The 4,149-nt window shown below is 33.3% G+C and carries 7 protein-coding genes; all 7 read right to left on the reverse strand.

Annotation, left to right across the window (positions count from 1 at the left end; all coding sequences use genetic code 11):
* Positions 1–127: 127 nt before the first annotated feature.
* On the reverse strand, positions 128–355 hold the full coding sequence (locus tag BFL01S_RS19085; RefSeq protein ID WP_061786656.1) for a hypothetical protein: 228 nt from the start codon (positions 353–355) through the stop codon (positions 128–130).
* A 701-nt stretch (positions 356–1,056) separates the two neighbouring features.
* Positions 1,057–1,329 carry a hypothetical protein gene (locus BFL01S_RS19090; protein WP_218008544.1) on the reverse strand — a complete coding sequence of 91 codons (273 nt, stop codon included), beginning with the start codon at positions 1,327–1,329 and terminating at the stop codon, positions 1,057–1,059.
* Positions 1,330–1,509: 180 nt separating this feature from the next.
* A complete protein-coding gene (locus tag BFL01S_RS20610; RefSeq protein ID WP_156474959.1) occupies positions 1,510–1,683 on the reverse strand; it encodes a hypothetical protein in 174 nt (57 codons plus the stop codon).
* A 647-nt stretch (positions 1,684–2,330) separates the two neighbouring features.
* Positions 2,331–2,705 (reverse strand): hypothetical protein, encoded by a 375-nt coding sequence (locus BFL01S_RS19095; protein WP_061786658.1) that lies wholly within the window; start codon positions 2,703–2,705, stop codon positions 2,331–2,333.
* A 75-nt stretch (positions 2,706–2,780) separates the two neighbouring features.
* Complete coding sequence (locus tag BFL01S_RS19100) at positions 2,781–3,341, reverse strand: L,D-transpeptidase (RefSeq protein WP_061786659.1); 561 nt, start codon at positions 3,339–3,341, stop codon at positions 2,781–2,783.
* Positions 3,342–3,445: 104 nt separating this feature from the next.
* Entirely contained in the window at positions 3,446–3,679 is a 234-nt protein-coding gene (locus tag BFL01S_RS19105; protein WP_061786660.1) for a hypothetical protein, read from the reverse strand.
* 17 nt (positions 3,680–3,696) lie between these two features.
* A complete protein-coding gene (locus BFL01S_RS19110) occupies positions 3,697–4,149 on the reverse strand; it encodes a JAB domain-containing protein (protein WP_061786661.1) in 453 nt (150 codons plus the stop codon).

Below are 4,149 nucleotides of genomic sequence, written 5' to 3' on the forward strand. Positions count from 1 at the left end.
TTTATTTATTTCCCCCTCACTCCTTATATATATTATACCATCTAGGGATATAAAAGTGAAGTTAATTCTATTGATTTAGACAAAAAAGCTATTGCCGTTTTTCATACAACAATAGCTTTTTATTACTTTAATGGAAGTTTTTTTCTCGGTGAGTTGCTATACAATCATTCACACCTTGATGATAACCAGCTGAATATATAAAACGAGTAAGTTCTTCAATTAACTTACTTTTTGTATCGGGACAAATACTATTTAAATCGACCTTTTCCATAAGAGGAAAAAATTTCTCAATCAATTTTTCAAGATCATTTTCAATAAAGTATTTTAACCTCTTTTCCATTTTCTCATTCGACATTTCTAACACTCCATTGTGATTATATTATGTATCATACATAGTATATCAAGATAAAATGTTACGTTAGTTAAAATTAAAATACAATATTATAACAAAGAAAGGATATACATTGTATACACTTTTTCTTTTTTGGTTTTTATTTTTTTGAGTATTTGAGTTGCAAAGCGTTAGCGTCCCTAAAAGGGAGGTTTTTTTCCGTTTTGGCAACGTTCTTACAAAACTAGCTTTGATAAATTGTCAAGGGTGCTCTAAGCTAAAAAGTTTTTGATGTTATGTAATGGGTTTAATCAAAAAGTTTTTAGCCCCTTGATGATTTATCAGCCGTCTTAGCTTTCAAAAGGGGGGAGGGCGTAGCAGGAGGCTCGACCTTTTGAAAGGTTAGTCGGCTAGCTATGTTTTACGCTATGCAGCTCAAAACGGAAATTAAATAAAAAAGAAGGCGTATGCCTTCTCTCCTTGTTTTGATCTTTTGAACTCAAGGTTTTATTACCAGTCACACTAACCGTTAAGAAATTCAATGGAACACACAGAATGTTAATTGGCGCTAACTACATGCTTTTGGTAGTTGGTCCAATTTACAGGCTGTTGTTCGCTTGGATTTTAGGTAGTGGTGAGATGCCACAGGGTGTTAGACAGCGTTTTTTGCTGTCTTACTCCTTGTGAGCAGACCCGTAGGGCAACCCATCAAAAAAAGGCTTTAATTATTTAACAGGCTGTTCATAACTTAATTCATCTGTTAATAAATCTTTACCGTCTAGATTTGTGAGATGTGTAATACAGAAATCAAACTTATTTGTGGATTCAAAGTCTGTCTGTCTTTTCATAAGGAAAACAATGTATTTTCCCTTTTTTCCAGATGCAACCGTTCCACCATCAGTTCCTAAATCATCATTATCTATGAACTTAGGTTTTTCATTCTCTAAGAATACACTAAATTGACGTAACGTAATATCTACTGTTGTATTATTTTTCACATTAAGTTTAATACTTACTGCAATCACATCTTCATTATTAAAGGATGTAAATTAATTTTCCATGTTTCAATAGGATTTAATTTAGAATATTCTACACCTTCTACTACACATTCAAATGATACTTTAAGCTTATTAACTTATTTAAATAAGAAAAGGGAAGGTTAACCTTCCCTTTTCTACTTAAAATGAAAGAGCTTGAACAATGATATTTACTAAAGCACCAATTGCGACAACGCCATAAATTACTAACGCTGTAGTTTTAATCAAGCTGGCTGTATACTTATCAGCTGTATAGAAAAATAAAACGAATGCTGCGCCTAAAAGAATGATTGATAAGATAATTGAAATGGTCATGATTATTCCCTCCAAGTTTTATTTTTTGTTCGGCTGAACCACAACTTGTAGCGAAAACGGTGTGAAGGGTGCGCTTGCGAAGTAGCGCACTTGCCAGTGGCGAGTAGACATGTTGCATGATATACGCAACATGGCGTTAGAAATTTAGATCGGCCCAATGACTTAGCGAGAGTTAGTTTGCGTAGTGTGCAAACTTAGTCTTGCTTAGCCTACTTGGCCGTTCAAATTTCTTTCGAGCCACGCCAGCCCTTCACACTGTAATGAGCGAAAAGTTACACTGAGGAGAACAAAGAAAGAAATCCACTACACCAAAAAGAAAAGCCCTAGTCATTCCCTGTTATTTTGAACAGGGGATTGACTAGGGCTTAGTGAATTAGTGCGAAGCTTAATTCACGCAATTTCAAACAGGTTCGATACCTGTTTGAAATTGCCCTTGATTTCTTATTCCTTTTTTAGGAGTGCAGCGTTAGCCAGCGACACGATTAATGACGTATGTCATTAATTTACTTCTTTTCATGCTGCTTCAGCAGCATCTAGCAGGCTCGATGCCTGCTTTTTATAAAAGGAAATCCGACCACCGGGAGGTATTTCTTCCTTGCGGAAGACGATATGAATCATCTTGATCCATATCGTCTTCCATATTTTTATTAATTTACTAATTGAAGAATAATCTCTATATCTTTAAGATGTTCTATAAAATCATCTTTTTGATAATCTTCATTGTAAAGTTTATAACAACAATCAACATCACCTAACTCATCTATAAAAGCATCTAAACTTTGTTGACACCCGTCGATTTCTTTCAGTCTTTTTTCTATATATTCTCCCCACTTCTTCCATATTTCTTGTGACCAGTCTTCGTAACCAAAAGACCAACCTCCTAAACCTTCATATTGACCATTTGTTTTTCGAAGCTCTAATTGGATTTCATAGCCACATTCCTCTTTTTCTCCTTCATCCCAAAACAGCGTTACAAGTCCACATCGAAACTCATATTCAGTATTCAATTTGATTCTTCCCATCGATTTGCCCTCCATATTCTATTAAAATCACAGAGTAAAGAAGATGGTAAATCCTTCTTTACTCTAATTATATTTTTATTTCATGTTATACCCTTGAAAATCATATCCATATATATCTGTTAACTCTACAAAGCTTTTATAAGAATAAGTAATAGCTACTGGTGTTCCAACCTGAACTTTATCATAAAGCTTTTCAATTGAAGCATTATGCATTCTTACGCAACCTTGACTTATATGTTTTCCAATACTAGACTCATTTGCATTACCATGAATAGCATAAGTATCACCATATGTTTCATTAGCATCAAGTCCTAACCATCTCTTTCCTAAAGGGTTTCTTGGGTCTCCTCCTGGTATTTTACCTGTATAGTATGGACGGTTTTTTATTTTATTTACTATTTCAAAAAATCCTACTGGTGTTTTATCCCATGATTTCCCTGTTGCTACTGACTCAACCATTTCTAATTTGCCGTTATGAAAATAAGCCAGTTTGTTATAGTATTTATTTATAATAATTAAGTCTTGATGTTTAGAAATAGTACTAGCTTCTGCTTTTCCTCCTACAGTCCCACAGATGATAAAAAAAGAAATAGATAGTATTGAGATTAATTTTAAAATAGGTTTTTTAGTATTCATTTTTTTCCCTCATTATTTATATATTCGTGTTATAATGAGTGAGAAAAGAAAATGCCAGTTTTCTTTTCTCACAATTTTTAACCTTAACTGTGAATCATTCGTTATTAACGGATGATTCTTTTCATTTCCTCAAAAAGTGTTACAGCAACCGCCTTGAAAGCTTCGTCTATGGATAAACCTTGTTGAAATAATTCTTTTAACTTTTCTTCTTCATCTGTGTAGAACACTTCAAGAAGTACCAATTTTAATTTTTGTTCAGATGTTATCGTCTTTAAATTTTTTTCAGTTTTCTTTTCTTGAAAATTGATAACATTTGTTAATTCTTCTTTTATTTTCATCAATTACACTCCTTTAATTATAAAGTGCCTTCCTCCCTTAAACTCTTATACTTACCACTTGGTGTAGTAATAATGTGGTCTAAAAGCTCAATGCCTAAAATCTCACCACAAGACTTTAATCTCCTTGTTACTTCATAATCTTCTTTGGAAGGATTAGGAAATCCACTTGGGTGTGAATGTGCAACGATTATAGCATTAGCATTATTCAATATGGCTGATTTGAAGGTTTCTCTAGGTGAAACAAGACTAGAATTTAAAGAACCTACATGACATCTATGAACAGCAGTCACTACATTTTTAGTATTTAAGCACATAACCAAAAATACTTCTCTATCTTCATCACCTATTAGCTTATGTGCAAGCTCATGTGCATTATATGGTGAAACAACTCTAAACATGGCATACTCACTGTCAACTTCTTTTAATTCTTGCTTAATCCTTACAACCTCAAAAATTGTATCAAAATTCAT

This window comes from Priestia flexa NBRC 15715 (assembly GCF_001591565.1).
GTDB lineage: Bacteria > Bacillota > Bacilli > Bacillales > Bacillaceae_H > Priestia > Priestia flexa.